Source organism: Nocardia sputi, assembly GCF_023501985.1.
Window position 1 is genome coordinate 99,211 of the sequence record NZ_JAMFLC010000001.1, and the last position, 18,941, is coordinate 118,151.

Here is an 18,941-nt window from a genome sequence, read left to right on the forward strand (position 1 = left end):
TGCCCATGACGGCGGAATTCACCGGTTGGCATGTGCTGGCCGAGTTCGGTGGTGTCGACGCAGCCCTCTGCGACGATCTCGAACGACTCGAATCGGCGTTGCGTGAGTCTCTGATCGCGGCGGGCGTCACCATCTGCGATGTCGTACACAAGAAGTTCGAACCGCAGGGGGTGACCGTCCTCGCGCTGTTGTCGGAGTCCCACGCCTCGATTCACACCTATCCGGAGTCCGGCGACATCTTCGTCGACGTCTTCACCTGCGGCAGCATCGGCGCGGGCGCCTCGAAGGCGGTCGAGCTGCTGCGCGATGCCCTGGCTCCCGAAAACGTCCGCATGCAGGTCATTCGCCGGGGGCACGGCAGCCAGCGGATCGAGGAACCGGTGGGTGCGGGCCTGACCCGCATCTGGGACCTGCACGAGGTGATCGTCGACACCCACACCCCGTTCCAGCACATGGTCATCGCGCGGACCGAGCAGGGCATCAGCCTGTTCTCCGACGACGACCGCCAGTCAACCGAGTTCTCCCAGCTCACCTACCACGAGGCGATGATGGTCCCCGCCTTCGTGCTGGCCCAGAAGCTGGACAGAGTGCTCGTCATCGGCTCCGGGGAGGGCGTGGCCAGTCAGATGTCGGTCGCCGCCGGCGCGACCCACGTCGACCACGTCGACATCGACCAGCTCGAGGTCGAGCTGTGCGCCCGGCACCTGCCCTACGGCTACTCCAGCGACGAGCTGGCCGCCGCGGTCGCAGGCGAGGGACCGATCAGGGTGCACTACGCCGACGGCTGGGACTTCCTGGCCACGGCCGCGCAGGCGGGCACCCGCTACGACGTCATCGTGATCGATCTGCCGGACGAGCGCGTCGAGGACGCGCAGCACAACCGGCTCTACGAGGCGGAGTTCCTGTCCCGATGTCGTGCGCTGCTCGCGCCCGGCGGTGTGCTGAGCGCCCAGGCCGGTTGCGCGACGATGTGGCGCAACGAGACCCTGAAGCGTTCGTGGCAGCGTTTCCACGAGCAGTTCGGCACCGTCGTGCACTACGGCAGCGACGAGCACGAATGGTCGTTCCTGTTCGGCATGGTGGAATCGGTCGACGACCCGGTCGAGAGCATGACCGATCGCCTTGCGCAGCTGCCCTACAAACCCGAGACCATCGACGCGCGGGCGCTGGTGCGCGGCGCGATCGAACCGCACGCACTGCGGGTGTAGAGAGACCGCCGTACGCGCCGGTTCCGATCGGAACCGGCGCTTCCGGCGTTCGTCACCCCGTCACAGCCGCCGGGTCCACCGCCAACAGCGGCCGGATCAGTTCAGGCGCGCTGCTGCTCGCGCCATCGCTCGACGTCGACCCCGCCGACGCCCCAGTTCGACAGCGCGACCTCGTCGATCACCACGTAGGTGCTCGCCGGCGCTTTGCCCAGCACGTCGTGCAGCAGATCGGTGACGCCCTCGATCAGCCGCGCCTTCTGCTCGCGGGTCACGCCCTCGTCGGTGACTTTGATGTTCACGTATGGCACTAGGCTGCCCTTCCCGAGATGAACCCGCCGTCGACGGGCAGGATGTGTCCGGTGGTGAACTCCGCGTCGGCGAGATACAGCACGGCGGAGGTGGTTTCGGCGACTTCGCCGATGCGGTTCAACAGCGCGAGCCTGCCGGAGGCCTGCTCGTCACCGTCGCCGAACAGCGGCGTGCGGATGATCCCGGGGGCGACCGCGTTGACCCGGATGCCGTAGGCGGCGAGTTCCGCGGCGAGGCCGGTGGTCAGCGCGTGTACGCCACCCTTGCTGACCAGGGCCGCCGAGGCGGGCAGACCGGCGAGGGCGTGGTCGATCAGCACCGTGCCGATGTTCACGATGCTGCCGCCCCTCGCCTGCGTCAGGAACCGCCGCACGACGGCCTGCGTGGTGAAGTAGGTGCCCTTGAGGTTTCCGTTGAGATAGCCGTCCAGATCCTCCTCGGTGACGTCCACGAATGGTTTGGCTCCGAAGATGCCGGCGTTGTTGACCAGCACATCCACGCCGCCGAACCGCTCGACGGCCACGCGGACCAGAGCCGCTCCGATCGTGAGCTCGCCGATATCGCCCGGCACCGCGGCGACTCGATCCGGCACACCCAGTTCGGCGGCGACCCGCGCCAGCTTCTGCTCGTCGCGCCCGTTGATCACGACATTGTCGCCGCGTTCCACGAACGCCCGTGCGATATCGCGACCGATTCCGCTGGAGGAACCGGTCACCATCACCGTCTTGTTCATATCTTCCCTTCAGTTCGATACGACCGGTCGTCTCCGAATGAGGACGAAGAGGCCGGAGGGGTACGACGCCGTCGAATCAGGGCAGGAAATAGTCGCCGAGCAGGCGATCCAGGCACTTGCGCAGGGGCGTGGGGGTGCGATCGATCTTCATTCTGATCACCGCTCCCTCCCACGATTCGAGCAGCAGGTCAGCCAGTTCGACCGCCTCGATGTCGGAGCGGATCAGGCCGAGGCGCTGCCCGTGCGCGAGTTGCTCGGCGACGCGATCACGCCAAGCGCCCCATGCCGCCGACAGCGATTCCCGGAGGAGCTCACTACCTTCGAGCTCGCCACCGAGGTTCGCGATCAGGCAACCGCCGGTGAACTCGGCCGCGACGAAATCGTCCATCAGCCGCTCGAAGAAGCCCCGCAGGCCACTGACCGGGTCCGGCGCGGCGGCGAACGCCTCGGTCAGATTGCGCTGCACACACAAGGAGTGATGCTCGATGATCGCGCGACCGAATTCCTCCTTGCTGTCGAAGTAGTTGTAGAAGGAGCCCTTCGGCACACCCACCTTGTCCAGTATCTGTTTGATCCCCGTGCCGTGGTAGCCGGTGGTCAAGAACCCCGTGGCACCCTCTTCGACCAGAAGCCGCCGGGTGTCTTCGCTGCGTCGAGGTCGCGCCATGCCAGCAATATACGACCGGTCGTCTTGAAATAGCAACCCAGGCGCGTCAGGGCCTCGACCATCCGGGACCCAGGGCACCCGAGAAGCTCGCGGGATCCTGGCGCCAGCGCGCGGAGCGAGCGGTGAAGTCTGCGAGATGCTCCGCGGCGAACCGTTCTCGTTGCCAATCCGCAGGATCCGCCGCGACGGTCCAGACATAGGTCCACACCGGAGCGCTCCGGTCGTCTACGCGCACTCGGCGCAGGTCGTACTCGTCGTCTTCGAACGCGTCGAGGACCATCCACTCTTCGGCGGTGAGACCACTGAGCACGGCGCCACGGGCGACGCCCTGTGCCGCGGCGACCAGTCCGGGATAGATCCGCCGCGGCAGCGCGGCGGCGCGCCAACCGGTCAGCTGAGCCGGTTCGAGTGACGGCACTCGCCCGAGCAGAGCCTGCAGGACTTGCGGGAACTGGAGAGTGCCATAGACGAACAGCGCATGGCCCGACCCGAACAGATTGCCGAGCCTGCCTTCTCCCGACGCCGCCGATTCCACCTCGCCTCTCCTCCCACATCCACGATGCGCGCCGCGCTCGCTCGGCACACCTACATCGGCCGCTGGGCACGAACGATAGCGGCCAGATACTCGTAATCGTCGGCGCGAGCACTGGAGGTGCGGAAGACCAGACCGACGGTGCGGCCGGGAGCGGGCGCGGAGAAGTGGGCGACATCCAGTGTGCCGCGAGCGGTTTCGGCCGCCACGGCCATCTGCGGAATCAGGGTCACGCCGAGGCCGCCCGCGACGCATTGCACCACGGTCGACAGCGACGCGGCTCTGGTGTCGCCGACGGTGGCCGGGTGCGCGTCGGCCGAGCGGCATGCCTCCAGGGTCTGATCGCGCAGGCAGTGCCCCTCGTCCAGCAACAGCAGCGGCTGGGCGTCCAGCACCGACGCCGCGAGGTCGCTGCGCCCGGCCAGCTCGTGACCGCGCGGTGTGACCAGTACGAATTCCTCGGTGTAGAGCGGGATCTCGACCAGGCCGGGCATCTCGGTGGGCACCGCCAGCAGCGCGACGTCCAGCACACCGGTGCGCAGCCCGTCCAGCAGCCGGGCGGTCTGATCCTCGATGATCTGCGGGCGCAGGTCGGGCAGCCGCTTGCGCAGTTCGGGCAGCAACCCGGGCAGCACATACGGGGCGATGGTCGGGATGATGCCCATCCGCAAGGTGCCGCCGAGGCCGCCGCCGGTCGCCGACGCGACGAAGCGGTCGGCGGCCTCCAGCGTCGCCATCGCCTTGGGCAGCAACCGCATCCCGGCGGCGGTCACGAGCACACGCCTGGTGCTTCGTTCGATCAGCTGTAGCCCGAGCCCGTGTTCCAAGGCCGCGAGCGCCTGCGATAACGTGGGCTGACTCACACCGAGGCGGGCGGCCGCGGTGCCGAAGTGGCGATATTCCGCGATCGCCACGAACGCACGCAGCTGTGACAGGGTGGGCTGATAAGTCTGATCAGTCACGCCTATCAGTGTAGTGCGACTGATCACCTTTACCTTTTACCAACCCTTCGGCAAGATCGCCGGTGAGCTTTTCCCCTGCGGTGTGAGTGCCGGGTTTCGAGGCGGTAGCTCGAGTCACCGCAAAGATCCCGCAAGACCGCAGAACACAGCTAGCAAACCAACATGACGAGGAGATGAGCATGGCCCTGCTGACCATTGGCGACCAATTCCCGGCATACAACCTCACCGCGGTCATCGGCGGTGATCTGTCGAAGGTCGACGCTCAGCAGCCCGACGACTACTTCACCCGGATCACCAGTGACGACCACGCGGGCAAGTGGCGGATCATCTTCTTCTGGCCCAAGGACTTCACCTTCGTGTGCCCGACGGAGATCGCCGCGTTCGGCAAGTTGAACGACGAGTTCGCCGACCGCGACGCCCAGGTGCTCGGCGCGTCGGTGGACAACGAGTTCGTGCACTTCCAGTGGCGCGCTCAGCACGAGGACCTCAAGACCCTCCCCTTCCCGATCCTGTCGGACCTCAAGCGCGAACTGGCCACGGCCACGGGCGTGCTCAACGCCGACGGCGTCGCCGACCGCGCCACCTTCATCGTCGACCCGAACAACGAGATCCAGTTCGTCTCGGTCACCGCGGGTTCCGTGGGCCGCAATGTCGACGAGGTGCTGCGCGTGCTGGACGCGCTGCAGTCCGACGAGCTGTGCGCCTGCAACTGGAAGAAGGGCGACCCCACCATCAACGCCGCCGAGCTCCTGGCCGCCAGCGTCTGAAACCCTTCCCGTACCCGAACTTCCGGGGTACTTCACCCATCAACGAGAACCGACCTGGTCCCACGGGACCGATTCGAGTAGAGGAATCGCCGAATGAGCATTGAGAACCTGAAGAACTCCCTTCCCGAGTACGCCAAGGACCTCAAGCTCAACCTGTCATCCATCGCGCGCACCACCGTGCTGAACGAACAGCAGCTGTGGGGCACCCTGCTGGCGTCGGCGGCCGCGACCCGGTCGACGACCACGCTGCGCGAGATCGCCGAGGAAGCCGCCGACGTCCTGTCGGCGGAGGCGTACAACGCCGCGCTCGGCGCTGCCTCGATCATGGGCATGAACAACGTGTTCTACCGGGGCAAGGCGTTCCTCGGCGGCCGCTACGACGACCTGCGGGCCGGGCTGCGCATGCAGATCATCGGCACACCGGGCGTCGACAAGGCCGATTTCGAACTGTGGTCGTTCGCGGTCTCCTCGATCAACGGCTGCGCGCACTGCCTCGAGGCACACGAACACACCCTGCGCGAGGCGGGCGTTTCTCGCGAAGTGATCTTCGAATCGCTGCGCGCCGCCGCCATCGTGGCCGGTGTCAGCCAGGCGGTGCAGTCGACCGAGGCCCTCAGCGCGGCCACGATCTGATTTCGCCGCCAAGAGAGGCCCCTGCCCTGCGGCAGGGGCCTCTCCCGTGTTCCCGATGTGGCCTGGACGACAGCTCGCGGCCGCGGCAGCCGAGTAGGCTCGACCAGCATGAGCACACAGGTTGATGTGGTGCGAGTGTTCACCGACGCTGCCGGGCGGTTCGGGAACGAGCTGGGTATCGCGCGGGCGGCCGACGTGGTGGCAGCCGATCGGCAGGCGCTGGCGGCCAAGGCAGGCTACAGCGAGACCGTGGTGGTCGAGGAGCCGGTGGACGGCACCGTCGCGCTGCGGATCTACACCCCCGCCGTGGAGCTTCCGTTCGCGGGGCACCCTTCGGTGGGGACCGCGTGGTGGTTCGCCTCTCAGGGCATCCCGGTGCGGACCCTGGATGTCCCTGCCGGTCCGGTGGCCGTGGAACTCACCGAGGGATTGACCTGGATCGCCGCTCGCGGCGAATGGGCGCCCCCGTTCACCTTCCATCAGCTGGAGGACGCCGAGGAACTGGCCGCACTGCGTCCGGACGAGTTCTCCGGCGGCCCGCACTACCTATGGGCATGGACGGACGAACACCGCGCCGCCATGCGATCACGGATGTTCGCCCCGACCATGGGTATCTCCGAGGACGAGGCGACCGGAGCCGCAGCCGTGGCATTGACGGCGCTGCTGCGCAAAGGCCTGGTCATCACCCAGGGCAAAGGCTCGCAGATCTTCACCCGATGGGACTCCGACGGCTGGGTGCATCTGGGTGGCCGAGTCGTCGCCGACCAACCGGTGGAGATCTAGCCCCGGCTCACGGCAGCGTGACACCCACGAGCGGATCGCCGCTGGGCGCCTGCGAGCCGCCGTCCGGTTCGACGGTCACCGCGAGCACTTCGCCCGACCGGAAACCGGTGACGAACGGCCGGGCGGTCGACGGCACGTCGCCGAGCACCCCGGCCGAGCGGGCCTGCCCGTCGGCGCCGATCAGCCACACCTGATACACCTGCCCCACCGGCGGCGGCGCGACCTGGTCGAACACGACGACCGCCCGCCCGAGCGCGGGCGCGGCGTCGACCACGAGCCGACCGCCGCCCGCGAACGATCCGTCCACCGTCCGCACATCCGGTCGCACGGGCGCCTGATCGGCGGCGGCCGGGTTCGACGACGGTCCGGTGAGCTGAGCGGTCATCACACTTCCACCGATCACCACGCATGCGGCGGCCGCGATCGGCACCGCCCAGCGCAGCGGCCGCCGCCACGACGAGATCCGCGTGATCGATCGACCCGTCCGCTCGTCGGGCAGTGCGGCCAGGATGCGGCGTTCCAGCTCCGGCGGCGGCGCGAGTTCGTCGAGCACCGCCAGGCGCCCCATGATGTCGCGCACCTGCCACACGGTGTCGGAGAACGCCTGCCGCACGTCCGGGTCCGCGGCCGCCAACCGGGCATCGATATGCCTGCGTTCGATATCGGCGACCGCGTCCAGCGCGCACGGGTAGGCCAGATCCAGGAGGTCCGCGTCCGATCGCGGCGAGGTGTCAACCATCGGTATGTCCTCCGGACAAACACTTCTCCAATCGTTTCAACCCGTCCCGAATGCGGGTCTTGATGGTAGGCAGCGGTACCGAGAGATAATCGGCGACCTCGCGGTAGGTGCGCCCGCTGTAGTAGGCCAAGGCGATCGCTTCGCGCTGGGTGGGGGTCAAGGTCTCCAGGCAGCCGGCCACCTGTTGTTCTTCGATGCGCTGGGTGACCGATTCGGCGACGACATCGTGAGCGCGTCCCAGATGCTCGTGCGCGTAGACCAGGTCGCGGCTGGTGGCCGAACTCTCCGCGCGAACCCGGTCCACCGCGCGCCGATGCGCGAGCATCATCAGCCAGCCGACCGGACTGGCCAGCGTGGCGTCGTAGCGGTCGGCCATCGACCACACCTGGAGGTAGACCTCCTGGGTCACCTCTTCCGCGGCGGCGTGACTGCGCAGGATCCGCACCGTCAGCCCGAACACCCGCGGGCTGGTCAACTGGTAGAACTCGGTGAACGCGCCACGATCCCCCGCGCCCGCCGCTGCGAGCAACGCCACGAGTTCGCGGCGCGCGAGGGCGGCCCGCGACCGGTCGTAGCCGCTCGGCAACGGGCACCCGAGCGCCGGGTCCTCGGAGTCCTCTCGCGTGCGTGTCCGATCGACGAATCGGCGGGGTGAAGCAGAACCGTGTTCGTCGCTCATGGCCGAATCCCGTGCCTGCATAGACAGGGGTTCGGTATGAGGAGGGGACCGGATTGGTCAGCTCGAAATCATGGTGACCAGCATGTAGGCGGTGCCCGCGTCCATCACCACGTGCGGCACCGCAGCCCACGGTTTCGCGGGACCGGTGAGCGCCGCGACGCATCCGCTGGAACGCGCCAGCAACCCCAGCGGCCCCGGCACATGCGTGTGCGCCCAGCCGGTCCAGGCGGCGAAGGCGACCAAGAGGGCGTCCAGGAGGAACAGCGCGGCAAGGCCGAGCGCGGGGCCTGCGGCCGGTCCGCCCGCGTGGCCGGAGGCCGTATGGCCGGACATCGCGTACAGCATCGCCGCGGCGGCCACGATGTGGTAACCGAGCGGAACCAACCGATCGATCGGCAGGGGCCTGCCCTGTGTGGCGTACTCCGCAGCGCGAATCAGCAGCAGTCCGGCGAAGACCACGGTCATCGCCGTCAGCACACCACGCAACGCGTGCGGGCTCGCCCCCGAGGGAAACAGCAGCATACCGAGCATGACCAGGCACATCACCAGGTGCGCGGCGTCGGACTCGGAGTGCTCGACCGAAATATCGCCAGCCACAGAGGTTTCGGTGCATGCGTCGGCGGGATCGGCCGACGGCGTCGCCGGAGCCAGCACCCGGGACAGCACGAGCACCGCGGCGACCACGAACGCGGACACCACAACCCACCGCAATACGGCATACTCCTGCACGAACTGCGCCACACCCCACCACCTCTCAGCACGGCGACCACAGTCGTCGCACTTCTATGCTCGCATTCCGAGACGAGTTAGGGTGCCCTTTTCGATTGCGCCGCACGGCCCAGAAGCAAAGCCGCAGCGACCGATCAGCGGTTCACACCCGTCGGGCGAGCCGGTTCTTTCGCCGGGCTGTTCCTGCGTGGATGGTGAGGCAAGGCAGCGGATCAGACCTCGTTCAACGCGCGGATGAATCCCTCGACGAGTTCGGTGACCTGATCGTCGGTCATGACGAACGCCGGGGAGATCTGCATGGCGCCTTGGCCCGCGGCGCGGCCCGAGATGCCTTGCTCACGCAGGGCTTTCACCAACGACAACCCTTCGGCGGGGTCGGCCAGCTGGACAGCCGCGACAGCACCGAGCCCACTGCGCACCTCGGCGACCCTCGGGTGCTCGGCGAGCACCGACAGCTGTTCATGCAGGCTGGACTCCAGGCGCAGGGCGGCTTCGAGCAGGCCTTCGCGCTCGATGATGTCGAGGTTCGCCAACGCGGCGGCCGCGGCGCCGGCGTGACCGCCGTAGGTATAGCCGTGCCGCCACCAGACGCCGCCCGCGAAGAACGGCGCCGCCACGTGCGGGGCGGCGAAGACCGCGCCCATCGGGAGATAGCCGGAGGTCAGTCCCTTCGCGGTGGTCATCAGGTCGGGTTCCAGCGCGAAACGCGACGAGGCGAACCACGCTCCGCCGATGCGGCCGAAACCGGTCACCACTTCGTCGGCGACGAAGAGGATGTCGTGGTCGCGGCAGATGCGGCGCACCTCGGCGAGGTAGCCCTGCGGCGGCGGGAACACTCCACCCGCACCGATGACGGGTTCGCAGAAGAACGCGGCGATCCGCTCCGCGCCGAGGTCCTCGACCAGGGCGAGGAGGGCTTTCGCGTCGTCCCACGCGACGGTCCGCGCCGCGGGCATCAGCTCGCCGTAACCTTCGCGGTTGCCGGGGATGCCCGCCAGCGCGGTGCCCGCCACGTGCATGCCGTGATACGCCATCCGCCGCCCGACCACGATCGTCTTGCCCGGCTGCCCGAGTTCGTGCCAGTAGCGGCGGGCGAGCTTGGCCGCGGTGTCGACGGAGTCGGAGCCGCCCGAGGTGAAGAAGATCTTGCTGCCCGGCACCGGGGCCAGCCCGGCGAGCCGCTCGGCGAGTTCCTGGGTGGCAGGCTCGGTGATGTCACCGAAGTTGGAGTAGTGCGCGATGGAGCGCAGCTGGGCGGCCACCGCGTCGGCGATCTCGCCGCGCCCGTGGCCCACGTTGGCGAACCACAGGCCGGCGGTCGCGTCCAGGTAGCGATTGCCCGCTCGGTCGAAGATGTAGGCGCCCTCCCCGCGAGCGACCACGAACGCACCGTCCCGCTCGACGGCACCCATGTCGGCAAAGCCATGCCATAGCGCGTTCATGTCTCCACCTTTGCCGGTTTCCGGATCCCGATCCAGCCCCGCGCGGCGCCGATCGGCCGAACGCCACCATGGGCTCCGGACCGCGCCGGACTGCCGCCCGCCCTGCCGAGCGGGCATCCGCCGTCCTCGGCCGATCCTCGCGTGCGGACGTCGCCGGAGCGTACGCACGCCCGTCGTTCCCAGGCCGATCCTGGCGTGTCGGCGGACGTCGCCGAAGCGGACGCACGCCCGCAGCTCGCACTCGGTTACCAGCCGTACCGCCTGGCGGAATAACCCGTTGCCGGGTTTCGCTAGGCTGGTCGATGCAATGACCAGGACAGCCGCCCCCGATTCCCGCGACCTTCGCACCCGCCTGGCGAACCTCTCCCTCCGCGACGAACACCGGCTGCGGCGCAGGCTCGACCGGGCGCGCGGTGGCGACCTGGCCGAGGTGGAAGCCGAGATCGCAGCCGCCGAATCGCGCGTCGAGGCGCGGCGCGCGGCGGTGCCGGAGATCCGCTATCCGGAGCAACTACCGGTCACCGTCCGCCGCGAGGACATCGCCGCGGCCATCGCCGAGCATCAAGTGGTGATCGTCGCCGGCGAGACCGGCTCGGGCAAGACCACCCAGATACCGAAGATCTGCCTCGAACTCGGCCGTGGCATCCGCGGCGCCATCGGGCACACCCAGCCGCGCAGGCTGGCCGCGCGCACCGTGGCCGAACGCATCGCCGAAGAACTGGGCACCGAGCTCGGCGATGTCGTCGGCTACACGGTGCGGTTCACCGATCACGCCTCCGAGCGCACTTTGGTCAAGCTGATGACCGACGGCATCCTGCTCGCCGAGATCCAGCGCGACCGGCTGCTGCGCCGTTACGACACGATCATCATCGATGAGGCGCACGAGCGCAGTCTCAATATCGACTTCCTGCTCGGCTACCTCGAGCAACTGCTCCCCCGCCGGCCCGACCTCAAGGTGATCATCACCTCGGCGACCATCGATCCCGAGCTGTTCGCCCGGCATTTCGCCGACGAGAAAGGCACCCCAGCCCCGATCGTCGAAGTCTCCGGCCGCTCGTACCCGGTGGAGATCCGCTACCGGCCGCTCGCCCTGGAGCTTCCCGGCGCCGCCGAAGACGAAGACGACGAGGACACCCGCGTCGTCGACCGCGATCCGGTGGACGCGATCGGTGACGCGGTGACCGAGTTGTTCGCCGCGGGCGACGGCGACGTGCTGGTGTTCCTGTCCGGCGAACGCGAGATCCGCGACACCGCCGACGCGCTGCGCGACCTGAAGCTGCCGCGCACCGAGATCCTTCCCCTGTACGCCCGGCTGTCCACCGCCGAGCAGCACCGCGTGTTCGCCCCGCATACCGGGCGCAGAGTGGTGCTGGCGACGAACGTCGCGGAGACCTCGCTGACGGTGCCCGGCATCCGGTACGTCGTCGACCCGGGCACAGCGCGCATCTCGCGTTATTCCATGCGCACCAAAGTGCAGCGATTGCCGATCGAACCGGTCTCCCAGGCGTCGGCGCGGCAGCGATCGGGACGCTGCGGCCGCGTCGCCGACGGCATCTGCATCCGGCTGTATTCCGAGGACGATTTCGAATCACGGCCCGCCTTCACCGAACCCGAGATCCTGCGCACCAACCTGGCCGCGGTCATCCTGCAGATGACCGCGCTCGGCCTCGGTGACATCGAGAACTTCCCGTTCGTGGAGGCGCCGGATCGCCGGGCCATCCGCGACGGCATCGCCCTGCTCGAAGAACTCGGCGCACTCGCGCGGCGGGACGGCAAATCCGCCGCACGCACCAGTGGCGACGACGAGGCCGCTCTGTCGCTGACCCCCATCGGCCGCGAGATGGCTCAGCTGCCGGTCGATCCCCGGATGGCGCGGATGCTGGTGCAGGCCCAGCGCAACGGTTGCCTGGCCGACGTCCTCGTCATCGTCGCGGCGCTGTCGATCCAGGATGTCCGGGAGCGGCCCGCGGACCAGCAGCAGGCAGCCGACACCAAACACGCGCGCTTCACCGTCGACGGCTCCGACTTCCTGGCCTACCTGCGGCTGTGGGACTACCTCGGTGAGCAGCGCAAGTCCTTGTCGTCCAACCAGTTCCGGCGTCTGTGCCGGGAGGAGTTTCTGCACTACCTGCGGATCCGGGAGTGGCAGGACCTGCACGGGCAGCTGCGCACGATCACCAAAGGCCTCGGATGGTCGACCCGAGAAGAGGCCTCAGCCCCCGCCTCAGCCCCTGCCGCTCCCGCGCGACCGGCCCGAGACGCCGCGGCGGCACCGGAGCGCAAGTCCGGCGGCAGATCACGCCGGGGCCGGTCCACGCGCGGCCGGGACGACGGGCGGTCCGACACCGGACGGGACGGATCCGCCACCGACTCGGCGGCCGCGGACGACGGACTTCCCTGGGATTCCACCGCCATTCACCAGGCGCTGCTGGCGGGCATGCTGTCGCACATCGGCGTCAGGGAGGCGGAGTCCCGGGAATTCCTCGGCGCGCGCAACGCCAAGTTCATGATCTTCCCCGGTTCGTCGCTGGCGAAGAAGCCGCCCCGCTGGGTGATGGCCGCCGAACTGGTCGAGACCTCGCGGCTGTGGGGCCGGATGGCCGCGAAGGTCGAGCCCGAGTGGGCCGAACGACTCGCCGGCGACCTCGTCAAACGCATCTACTCCGAACCGCACTGGTCGGCCAAGCGGGGTGCGGCGCGGGCCTACGAACGGGTCACGTTGTACGGGATCCCGCTGGTCACCGGCAGGCCGGTGGACTACGGCCGGATCGACGCCGAGTTGTCGCGCGAGCTGTTCATCCGGCATGCGCTGGTGCAGGGCGAGTGGCAGACGCGCCACGAGTTCTTCCACCGCAATCGCGCACTGCTCGAGGACGTCGCCGACCTCGAGCATCGCGCCCGCCGCCGGGACATCCTGGTCGACGACGAGGTGCTGTTCGAGTTCTACGACAAGCGCCTGCCCGCCGACATCGTCTCGGTGCGTCATTTCGACAGCTGGTGGCGCAGCGCGCGACGGGAAAACCCCGAGCTGCTGGATTTCTCCACCGCCACCGTGGTCAACGAGGGTGCGGCCGCGCTGGATCCGGCAGCCTTCCCCGACTCCTGGCGCCAGGGCGAGCTCAGTTTCCCGCTTTCCTACCAGTTCGAGCCGGGCAACGAGGACGACGGCGTCACCGTGCGGATCCCGGTGGAACAGCTCGCGCACGTCCGCGCCGTCGGCTTCGACTGGCTGGTGCCGGGCATGCGCGACGAGCTGGCCGCCGCGCTGATCAAGACGTTGCCGAAGACGTTGCGCCGCAGCGTGGTTCCCGCCCCCGACTTCGCCGCAGCCGCCTTGGCGGCGCTGACCCCGCGCGCGGAGCCGTTGCGCGCCGGACTGGCGCGCGAGCTGTCCAAGCTGGGTTCGGTCTCGATCGCCCCCACCGACTTCGACGTCTCCGCGCTGCCCGATCATCTGCGCATGACCTTCGCGGCCGTCGACAGCGACGGCGCCACACTCGCGCGTGGCAAGAGCCTCGGCGCGCTGAAAACCCAACTCGCCGAGCAGGTCTCCGCGTCGGTCGCCCGGGCAACCGCGGGCGTGGAACGCCCGCCGGCCACGGTGTGGACCTCCGAATCGCTCGGCACGCTCGCGCCGACGGTGCGGCGCGAGGTCGCCGGGCAGACCGTCACCGGGTACCCCGCACTCGTCGCCGAAGGCGACGGCGTCGCGGTCCGGGTGCTCAGCTCCGCCACGGAGCAGGCCGCCGCGATGCGCCTCGGCACCAGGGCGCTGCTGCTGCACGCGCTGCCCGTGTCGGCCCGCACCGCCACCGCGGGCCTCTCGCCCGCGGATCGTCTTGCCCTGAGCCAGAATCCGTACGGCTCGCTGGAGGCGCTGCTCGACGATTGCCGCGCGGCCGCCGCCGACGAGCTGCTCACCGCGGCGGGCGGACCGGTGCGCGACCCGGCGGAGTTCGACGCGCTCGTCGCCCGGATCCGTCCCGATTTCGCCTCCGCCGTCGCTCGTTTCGTGCGCTCGGTCGTGCCGATTCTCGCCGGCGCTCACCAGGTTTCGGTCGCGCTCGCGCGGACGAGCGAGGGCGATATCGCCGAGGACGTCCGCCACCAGCTCGACAATCTGGTGTTCCGCGGTTTCGTGTCCGAAACCGGCGCGGCCAGGCTGCGCGAGCTACCCCGCTATCTCCAGGCCGCGGTGGCGCGGCTGGAGGCGTTGCCCGGCTCGGCCGTTCGCGATCGGCAAGGCATGGCCGAACTCGATCGGGTGCTGGCCGCCTACGACCGCTTGCTCGGGTCGCTACCGGAGAACCGCAGACATGCGCCCCCGGTCACCGAGATCTGGTGGATGATCGAGGAGTTCCGCGTCAGCCTGTTCGCACAGAAGATCGGCACCCCGTTTCCGGTGTCCGCCAAGCGCATCGAGAAGGCGATCGCCGCGGTCCGGCGCTGAGTCAGTCGGCGGCCGACAAGGCCTCGGCGCGCGCTCGGCGCATCTCGCGGATCTCGCGTTCGAAGTCCTCGGCCGAGGTGAACGACCGGTACACCGAGGCGAACCGCAGGTAGGCCACCTCGTCCAGGTCGCGCAGGGGGCCGAGGATGGCCAAGCCCACCTCGTGGCTGGGCACCTCCGGAGATCCCTTGGCGCGCACCGCGTCTTCCACCTGCTGCGCGAGCAGGTTCAGCGCGTCGTCGTCGACTTCACGACCTTGGCATGCCCGGCGCACACCACGGATGACCTTCTCGCGACTGAACGGCTCGGTGACGCCGCTACGCTTGACCACCGACAGGATGGCGGTCTCCACCGTGGTGAATCGCCGCCCACACTGCGGGCACGCGCGGCGACGGCGGATGGCCGCGCCTTCGTCGGCCTCGCGCGAGTCCACCACCCGCGAGTCGGGGTGTCGGCAGTACGGGCAATGCATCCGAGAAATCCTTCGTCGATGCGCGTGCTCGCGTCCGGACCGGGCGCCGATCGCGGCGATCGGCCCGGCGAGCCCGTGTACAGAGGTCTATACCCCGGCACCAGGTGTTCCTCGTGCGACACGCGGAACACCTGCATAACACTTCGAGGATACCCGTCCGGGTTCCCGGATCGTCGCACTCACCCCGGCTGTCGGCTTCCTCATCCGGCGATCCGCCAGGCCGGTCAGGTCCGCGCCCGTAAGCCCGGCCACCAGGCGGCGAGGCGACCACGGGCGAGTCAGTCGCGGAACGCCTCGCCGAGGGCGGCCTGGGCGACGACGGAGTCGGCTCCCATATCGATGTGGCGGGCGCCAGGTCACCGGTGTGCAGGCCCATCGCGTCTCGCGGGAGGCCGGACTTCCTTTCCTCAGCGGGGATTCCCACCGCCCGGCATACCCGAGCCCTCCACCGCCGCCGGGACCGAAGCGCCCTGGCCCTCACTCCAGTCGCCCGCCCGCACGTGCGCCAAGGCGATGAACCCCACCACCACGAGGGCGGTGAGCAGCGCGGCGACGGCGAGCACCGCGAAGCCGATCTGCGCCTGTTCGACCCGGCGCATCGGATGGTCGCCACAGCCTCGCCGTGGCGCGGAAATTCGTGGCGCCCGGTCGTAGTCGACCATGCCGCCACCGGGCCGCGCGCCGGGCGGGCGCCGATCGACCGCGGACCGATACGCGGGCGTCAGCGCCCGTGCGCGGGCGGCGCCGCGGAGCAACCGCTGGACGGACTCGTATCCGAGATCGTCGCGCGCGGGGTCGAGATCGATGACGCGGCGATCGAGTTCGGCGCCCGTCGCATCGGTGGATGGAGTGGTATCGCTGATCGCAGTGCTCATCGGACAAACCTCCGTGGTGGGTGCTCCGTCGCCGTTCGAGCCGGACTCGTAGTCGAACACATGTTCCGTAGTCATTCGCTCACATGTTCGAAGAACTGGTGTTCGATTTCTACCACGCCCGGACGACAAAGTCAGCAGGAACACCCGACATGCGTCGAACAGATGTTTGATCCCGGCGCGCGACCGGACTAGATTCGAAGAACCGAAGACACGACAGGCCACGAGGACACATGCCGGGCACGAACCGGCCGGGCACAGCAGGAAAGGGCGGTTGCGGTGAGGCAGACGGACGACACGGGAGACGCGACCGAAAGCGGCGCCGACGCGGCGGGTAGCGGGGCGGATCTCACCGTGCGTCAACGCAGAGTGCTGGAGGTGATCCGCACCTCGGTGAGCGAGCGCGGCTACCCGCCGAGCATCCGGGAGATCGGCGACGCCGTCGGCCTCACGTCCACCTCGTCGGTCGCCCATCAGCTGCGCGCCCTGGAGCGCAAGGGCTATCTGCGCCGCGACCCGAACCGGCCCCGCGCCGTCGACGTCCGTGGTCTGGACGAGGTGGTGCGGTCGGTGACCAGCCTGCCGGTCGCGGCCGTGGACGACGGCGATGTCACCGTGGACGTCGAACGGCCCGTTCCCACGTTCGTCCCCGTGCTCGGCCGCATCGCCGCCGGTGGCCCGATCCTGGCCGAACAAGCGGTCGAGGACGTGTTCCCGCTGCCACGCGAACTGGTCGGCGACGGTTCCCTGTTCCTGCTGAAGGTCGTCGGCCAATCGATGATCGACGCGGCGATCTGCGACGGCGACTGGGTGGTCGTGCGGCAGCAGAACGTCGCCGACAACGGCGACATCGTCGCGGCGATGATCGATGGCGAGGCCACGGTGAAGACCTTCAAACGCACCGGCCGAGACGTCTGGCTGATGCCGCACAACCCGGTCTTCGAGCCGATCCCCGGCAACGACGCCCAGATCCTGGGCAAGGTCGTCACCGTCATCCGCAAGATCTGACGGTCCGAAAGGGCGACAGTGCCACGGCCGCGCGGTAACTCGCGCGGCCGTCGCGTGTTCCGGTGCCCGGCCGCGAGCCTCATCGTCGTGCGGCCAGCCGTCGGTTGGTGAGCTCGAGCTGGCGCGCCGTACCCGCCGCCAGAGCGCTCACCTGGGCGTCGTCCAAGCGGCCGCACAGCCGCCCCCAATGGACCGCGACCCGCTCCCCCACCGCGACATCCGGCACCGCCGCATACCCGTCCACGTGGATCGGAACGGCTCGAGACGTTTCCGCCGAGAGCGCGAGACGCTCTCCGTCCCAGTCGAGTTCGCGGTAGCGCAGCACGACCTGTGCGCCGGTACGGTCCAGCACGGTCCCCCAGGTGATCCGGCAGCTGTCGAGCACGCGCAAGGGATGATCGTTGCCGTGCCGCAACAGCCGCGACCACGGGTATACGCCGAAAACGTGGAAGCAGTGATTGGCCGCGGCCTCCTCGGCCAGCTCCGGGGTCAAGTACGTCCAGTATCCACCGGCGACGGGGCCGAGCAGTGCCAGCAGTTCGGCGGTGAACTCGCCTGCGTCCAGTTCCGCGCCCACTCCGCCGCCCAGCCAATAGGACTCGACGAGGCGGCGGTCGAGTGGATCGGCGATCCCGGTCATCCGCGCCATCACGCGCAGGTAGGGCCACGCCCCGGTGAAACGGCGCGCCACCGCGCGCACCTGGTCTTCCGAGCCGTCCCGCAGGGCGGCCGCGTCGGGCGGACCGCAGTAGCCGAGCCGATTGGGCGCGTAGGCGTACCGGGCGAACATCTCCGCGCCGCTGCCGGTCATCAGCAGGGCCTTTCACCGACGGGCCCGGGCGACCACCGCTGCTCCAGCCGGCCGAAACGCCACACCGCGACCGCCACCGCCCAGGTGAGCACGAACAGCCCGACGATGAGGAATCCCATGGCGCCGAGGTCCAATCCGCCGACCCATGCCAACGGACCGTCGGCGATGCCGAGTTCGGCGGTCAGCAACGAGATCATCTCCTGCGCTCCGATCAACAGGGCCACGGCGACCGACAGGCCCGTGACGACGATGTTGTAGTACACGGTGCGCAACGGCCCCGCGAACGCCCACCCGTAGGCGTAGTTCATGAACGCCCCGTCGAGGGCGTCGAAGAGCGTCATCCCCGCCGAGAACAGCACGGGCAGGACGAGAATCGCGTACCACGGCAGGTCGGTCGCCGCCGCGCCGCCCGCGATCACCAGTAGGCCGACCTCGGTGACGGTGTCGAAGCCGAGGCCGAACAGCAGCCCGACCGGGTACATCTGCCACGGCGCGCGCACCGCCCGGGTAAGCGGTCCGATCACCCGCTGCAGGGCGCCCCGGTCGTTCAACTTCTGCCGCAACTCGGCCTCGTCGTATGTCCCGCGACGCATCCCGCGGAACACTCGCCAGATCCCGATCAGCGAGACCAGATTCAACAGGCCAATGGCGAGCAGGAAGCTCCCCGAGATGCCGGTGCCGAGAACACCGGTCCATCGGTGCAGCCCGGAGTCGTCGTCGCGCAGGTTCCCGGCCAGCGCCTTGACGCCGAACGCCAGCAGCGCGACGAGGACGAAAACGATGGTGGAGTGCCCGAGGGAGAACCAGAACCCGACCGACAGCGGCTTGCGCCCGTCCGCGACCAGCTTGCGGGTGGTGTTGTCGATCGCGGCGATGTGGTCGGCGTCGAACGCGTGCCGCATGCCGAGTGTGTAGGCGGTGACGCCGAGGCCGACGCCGAACACCGCACCGTCCACGACGTACCCGCCGGGCACCACCACCAGCAGCAGCGCCGACCACCCGAGGACGTGCAGCGCGACGACGACCGACGCCATCCCCGCGACGCCGCGTCTCTGCCGCCCGTCCAGGCGGGCCGGCAAGCCGCGCGGCGGCGCGGCGGTATCGGCGATCCGGACGATGACGCACACCTCGCCTTCCAGCTGCGG

At 69.1% G+C, this 18,941-nt stretch carries 19 protein-coding genes; 6 read left to right on the forward strand and 13 right to left on the reverse strand.

The genetic code is table 11. From position 1 onward, the window contains the following. Positions 1 to 5 precede the first annotated feature (5 nt). Entirely contained in the window at positions 6 to 1,208 is a 1,203-nt protein-coding gene (gene speD / locus M8859_RS00500; RefSeq protein WP_159919562.1) for an adenosylmethionine decarboxylase, read from the forward strand. Between the two features lie 101 nt (positions 1,209 to 1,309). Here the strand turns inward: speD and M8859_RS00505 are convergent, their stop codons facing one another. The 5 genes from M8859_RS00505 to M8859_RS00525 form a co-directional block, all read right to left on the reverse strand. After that, on the reverse strand, positions 1,310 to 1,507 hold the full coding sequence (locus M8859_RS00505) for a tautomerase family protein (protein ID WP_223513090.1): 198 nt from the start codon (positions 1,505 to 1,507) through the stop codon (positions 1,310 to 1,312). A gap of 8 nt (positions 1,508 to 1,515) precedes the next feature. Next, positions 1,516 to 2,250, reverse strand: a complete 735-nt coding sequence (locus M8859_RS00510; RefSeq protein ID WP_195070524.1) for an SDR family NAD(P)-dependent oxidoreductase — start codon at positions 2,248 to 2,250, stop codon at positions 1,516 to 1,518. Between the two features lie 76 nt (positions 2,251 to 2,326). Further along, positions 2,327 to 2,917 (reverse strand): TetR/AcrR family transcriptional regulator, encoded by a 591-nt coding sequence (locus M8859_RS00515; protein WP_195070523.1) that lies wholly within the window; start codon positions 2,915 to 2,917, stop codon positions 2,327 to 2,329. Between the two features lie 46 nt (positions 2,918 to 2,963). Then, a complete protein-coding gene (locus M8859_RS00520; RefSeq protein ID WP_249643595.1) occupies positions 2,964 to 3,452 on the reverse strand; it encodes a gamma-glutamylcyclotransferase family protein in 489 nt (162 codons plus the stop codon). A gap of 50 nt (positions 3,453 to 3,502) precedes the next feature. Next, complete coding sequence (locus M8859_RS00525) at positions 3,503 to 4,411, reverse strand: hydrogen peroxide-inducible genes activator (RefSeq protein ID WP_195070522.1); 909 nt, start codon at positions 4,409 to 4,411, stop codon at positions 3,503 to 3,505. Between the two features lie 179 nt (positions 4,412 to 4,590). Between M8859_RS00525 and M8859_RS00530 the strand changes: the two genes are divergently transcribed. The 3 genes from M8859_RS00530 (at position 4,591) to M8859_RS00540 (ending at position 6,594) form a co-directional block, all read left to right on the forward strand. Further along, on the forward strand, positions 4,591 to 5,178 hold the full coding sequence (locus M8859_RS00530) for a peroxiredoxin (protein WP_159919570.1): 588 nt from the start codon (positions 4,591 to 4,593) through the stop codon (positions 5,176 to 5,178). A gap of 93 nt (positions 5,179 to 5,271) precedes the next feature. Then, positions 5,272 to 5,811 carry an alkylhydroperoxidase, AhpD family gene (ahpD, locus tag M8859_RS00535; RefSeq protein ID WP_195070521.1) on the forward strand — a complete coding sequence of 180 codons (540 nt, stop codon included), beginning with the start codon at positions 5,272 to 5,274 and terminating at the stop codon, positions 5,809 to 5,811. Positions 5,812 to 5,919: 108 nt separating this feature from the next. After that, positions 5,920 to 6,594 (forward strand): PhzF family phenazine biosynthesis protein, encoded by a 675-nt coding sequence (locus M8859_RS00540; RefSeq protein ID WP_159919574.1) that lies wholly within the window; start codon positions 5,920 to 5,922, stop codon positions 6,592 to 6,594. Between the two features lie 7 nt (positions 6,595 to 6,601). Here the strand turns inward: M8859_RS00540 and M8859_RS00545 are convergent, their stop codons facing one another. From M8859_RS00545 to M8859_RS00560, 4 genes are all read right to left on the reverse strand, one after another. Next, a complete protein-coding gene (locus M8859_RS00545; protein ID WP_159919576.1) occupies positions 6,602 to 7,333 on the reverse strand; it encodes an anti-sigma factor in 732 nt (243 codons plus the stop codon). Then, positions 7,326 to 8,012 (reverse strand): ECF RNA polymerase sigma factor SigK, encoded by a 687-nt coding sequence (sigK, locus tag M8859_RS00550; protein WP_223513058.1) that lies wholly within the window; start codon positions 8,010 to 8,012, stop codon positions 7,326 to 7,328. The genes M8859_RS00545 and sigK overlap by 8 nt, the downstream gene beginning before the upstream one ends. A gap of 57 nt (positions 8,013 to 8,069) precedes the next feature. Then, on the reverse strand, positions 8,070 to 8,753 hold the full coding sequence (locus tag M8859_RS00555) for a DUF5134 domain-containing protein (RefSeq protein ID WP_159919580.1): 684 nt from the start codon (positions 8,751 to 8,753) through the stop codon (positions 8,070 to 8,072). A gap of 200 nt (positions 8,754 to 8,953) precedes the next feature. Further along, positions 8,954 to 10,183 (reverse strand): aminotransferase family protein, encoded by a 1,230-nt coding sequence (locus M8859_RS00560; RefSeq protein ID WP_195070519.1) that lies wholly within the window; start codon positions 10,181 to 10,183, stop codon positions 8,954 to 8,956. A gap of 307 nt (positions 10,184 to 10,490) precedes the next feature. On the opposite strand from M8859_RS00560, the gene hrpA reads away from it, so the two are divergent. Beyond that, positions 10,491 to 14,633: an ATP-dependent RNA helicase HrpA gene (gene hrpA / locus M8859_RS00565; RefSeq protein WP_249643596.1), complete on the forward strand. Its 4,143-nt coding sequence runs from the start codon at positions 10,491 to 10,493 to the stop codon at positions 14,631 to 14,633. A gap of 1 nt (position 14,634) precedes the next feature. Here hrpA and nrdR read toward each other — a convergent pair whose 3' ends face one another. After that, entirely contained in the window at positions 14,635 to 15,105 is a 471-nt protein-coding gene (gene nrdR / locus M8859_RS00570; RefSeq protein ID WP_067808939.1) for a transcriptional regulator NrdR, read from the reverse strand. Between the two features lie 407 nt (positions 15,106 to 15,512). Continuing rightward, complete coding sequence (locus M8859_RS00575) at positions 15,513 to 15,980, reverse strand: hypothetical protein (protein ID WP_159919586.1); 468 nt, start codon at positions 15,978 to 15,980, stop codon at positions 15,513 to 15,515. Positions 15,981 to 16,256: 276 nt separating this feature from the next. Between M8859_RS00575 and lexA the strand changes: the two genes are divergently transcribed. After that, positions 16,257 to 16,985: a transcriptional repressor LexA gene (gene lexA, locus M8859_RS00580; protein ID WP_195070517.1), complete on the forward strand. Its 729-nt coding sequence runs from the start codon at positions 16,257 to 16,259 to the stop codon at positions 16,983 to 16,985. Positions 16,986 to 17,064: 79 nt separating this feature from the next. Here the strand turns inward: lexA and M8859_RS00585 are convergent, their stop codons facing one another. Next, complete coding sequence (locus tag M8859_RS00585) at positions 17,065 to 17,796, reverse strand: DUF6390 family protein (RefSeq protein ID WP_223513037.1); 732 nt, start codon at positions 17,794 to 17,796, stop codon at positions 17,065 to 17,067. Then, on the reverse strand, positions 17,796 to 18,863 hold the full coding sequence (gene nicT, locus M8859_RS00590) for a Nickel transporter NicT (protein ID WP_372492828.1): 1,068 nt from the start codon (positions 18,861 to 18,863) through the stop codon (positions 17,796 to 17,798). The genes M8859_RS00585 and nicT overlap by 1 nt, the downstream gene beginning before the upstream one ends. Positions 18,864 to 18,941 lie beyond the last annotated feature (78 nt).

What these genes read in the sequence shown, in the direction of transcription:
- speD (WP_159919562.1), top strand. Translation starts at nt 6, where the DNA reads ATGACGGCGGAATTCACCGGTTGGCATGTGCTGGCCGAGTTCGGTGGT.
- M8859_RS00510 (WP_195070524.1), bottom strand. Translation starts at nt 2,250, where the DNA reads ATGAACAAGACGGTGATGGTGACCGGTTCCTCCAGCGGAATCGGTCGC.
- M8859_RS00515 (WP_195070523.1), bottom strand. Translation starts at nt 2,917, where the DNA reads ATGGCGCGACCTCGACGCAGCGAAGACACCCGGCGGCTTCTGGTCGAA.
- M8859_RS00530 (WP_159919570.1), top strand. Translation starts at nt 4,591, where the DNA reads ATGGCCCTGCTGACCATTGGCGACCAATTCCCGGCATACAACCTCACC.
- ahpD (WP_195070521.1), top strand. Translation starts at nt 5,272, where the DNA reads ATGAGCATTGAGAACCTGAAGAACTCCCTTCCCGAGTACGCCAAGGAC.
- M8859_RS00540 (WP_159919574.1), top strand. Translation starts at nt 5,920, where the DNA reads ATGAGCACACAGGTTGATGTGGTGCGAGTGTTCACCGACGCTGCCGGG.
- M8859_RS00545 (WP_159919576.1), bottom strand. Translation starts at nt 7,333, where the DNA reads ATGGTTGACACCTCGCCGCGATCGGACGCGGACCTCCTGGATCTGGCC.
- sigK (WP_223513058.1), bottom strand. Translation starts at nt 8,012, where the DNA reads ATGAGCGACGAACACGGTTCTGCTTCACCCCGCCGATTCGTCGATCGG.
- M8859_RS00560 (WP_195070519.1), bottom strand. Translation starts at nt 10,183, where the DNA reads ATGAACGCGCTATGGCATGGCTTTGCCGACATGGGTGCCGTCGAGCGG.
- hrpA (WP_249643596.1), top strand. Translation starts at nt 10,491, where the DNA reads ATGACCAGGACAGCCGCCCCCGATTCCCGCGACCTTCGCACCCGCCTG.
- nrdR (WP_067808939.1), bottom strand. Translation starts at nt 15,105, where the DNA reads ATGCATTGCCCGTACTGCCGACACCCCGACTCGCGGGTGGTGGACTCG.
- M8859_RS00575 (WP_159919586.1), bottom strand. Translation starts at nt 15,980, where the DNA reads ATGAGCACTGCGATCAGCGATACCACTCCATCCACCGATGCGACGGGC.
- M8859_RS00585 (WP_223513037.1), bottom strand. Translation starts at nt 17,796, where the DNA reads ATGACCGGCAGCGGCGCGGAGATGTTCGCCCGGTACGCCTACGCGCCC.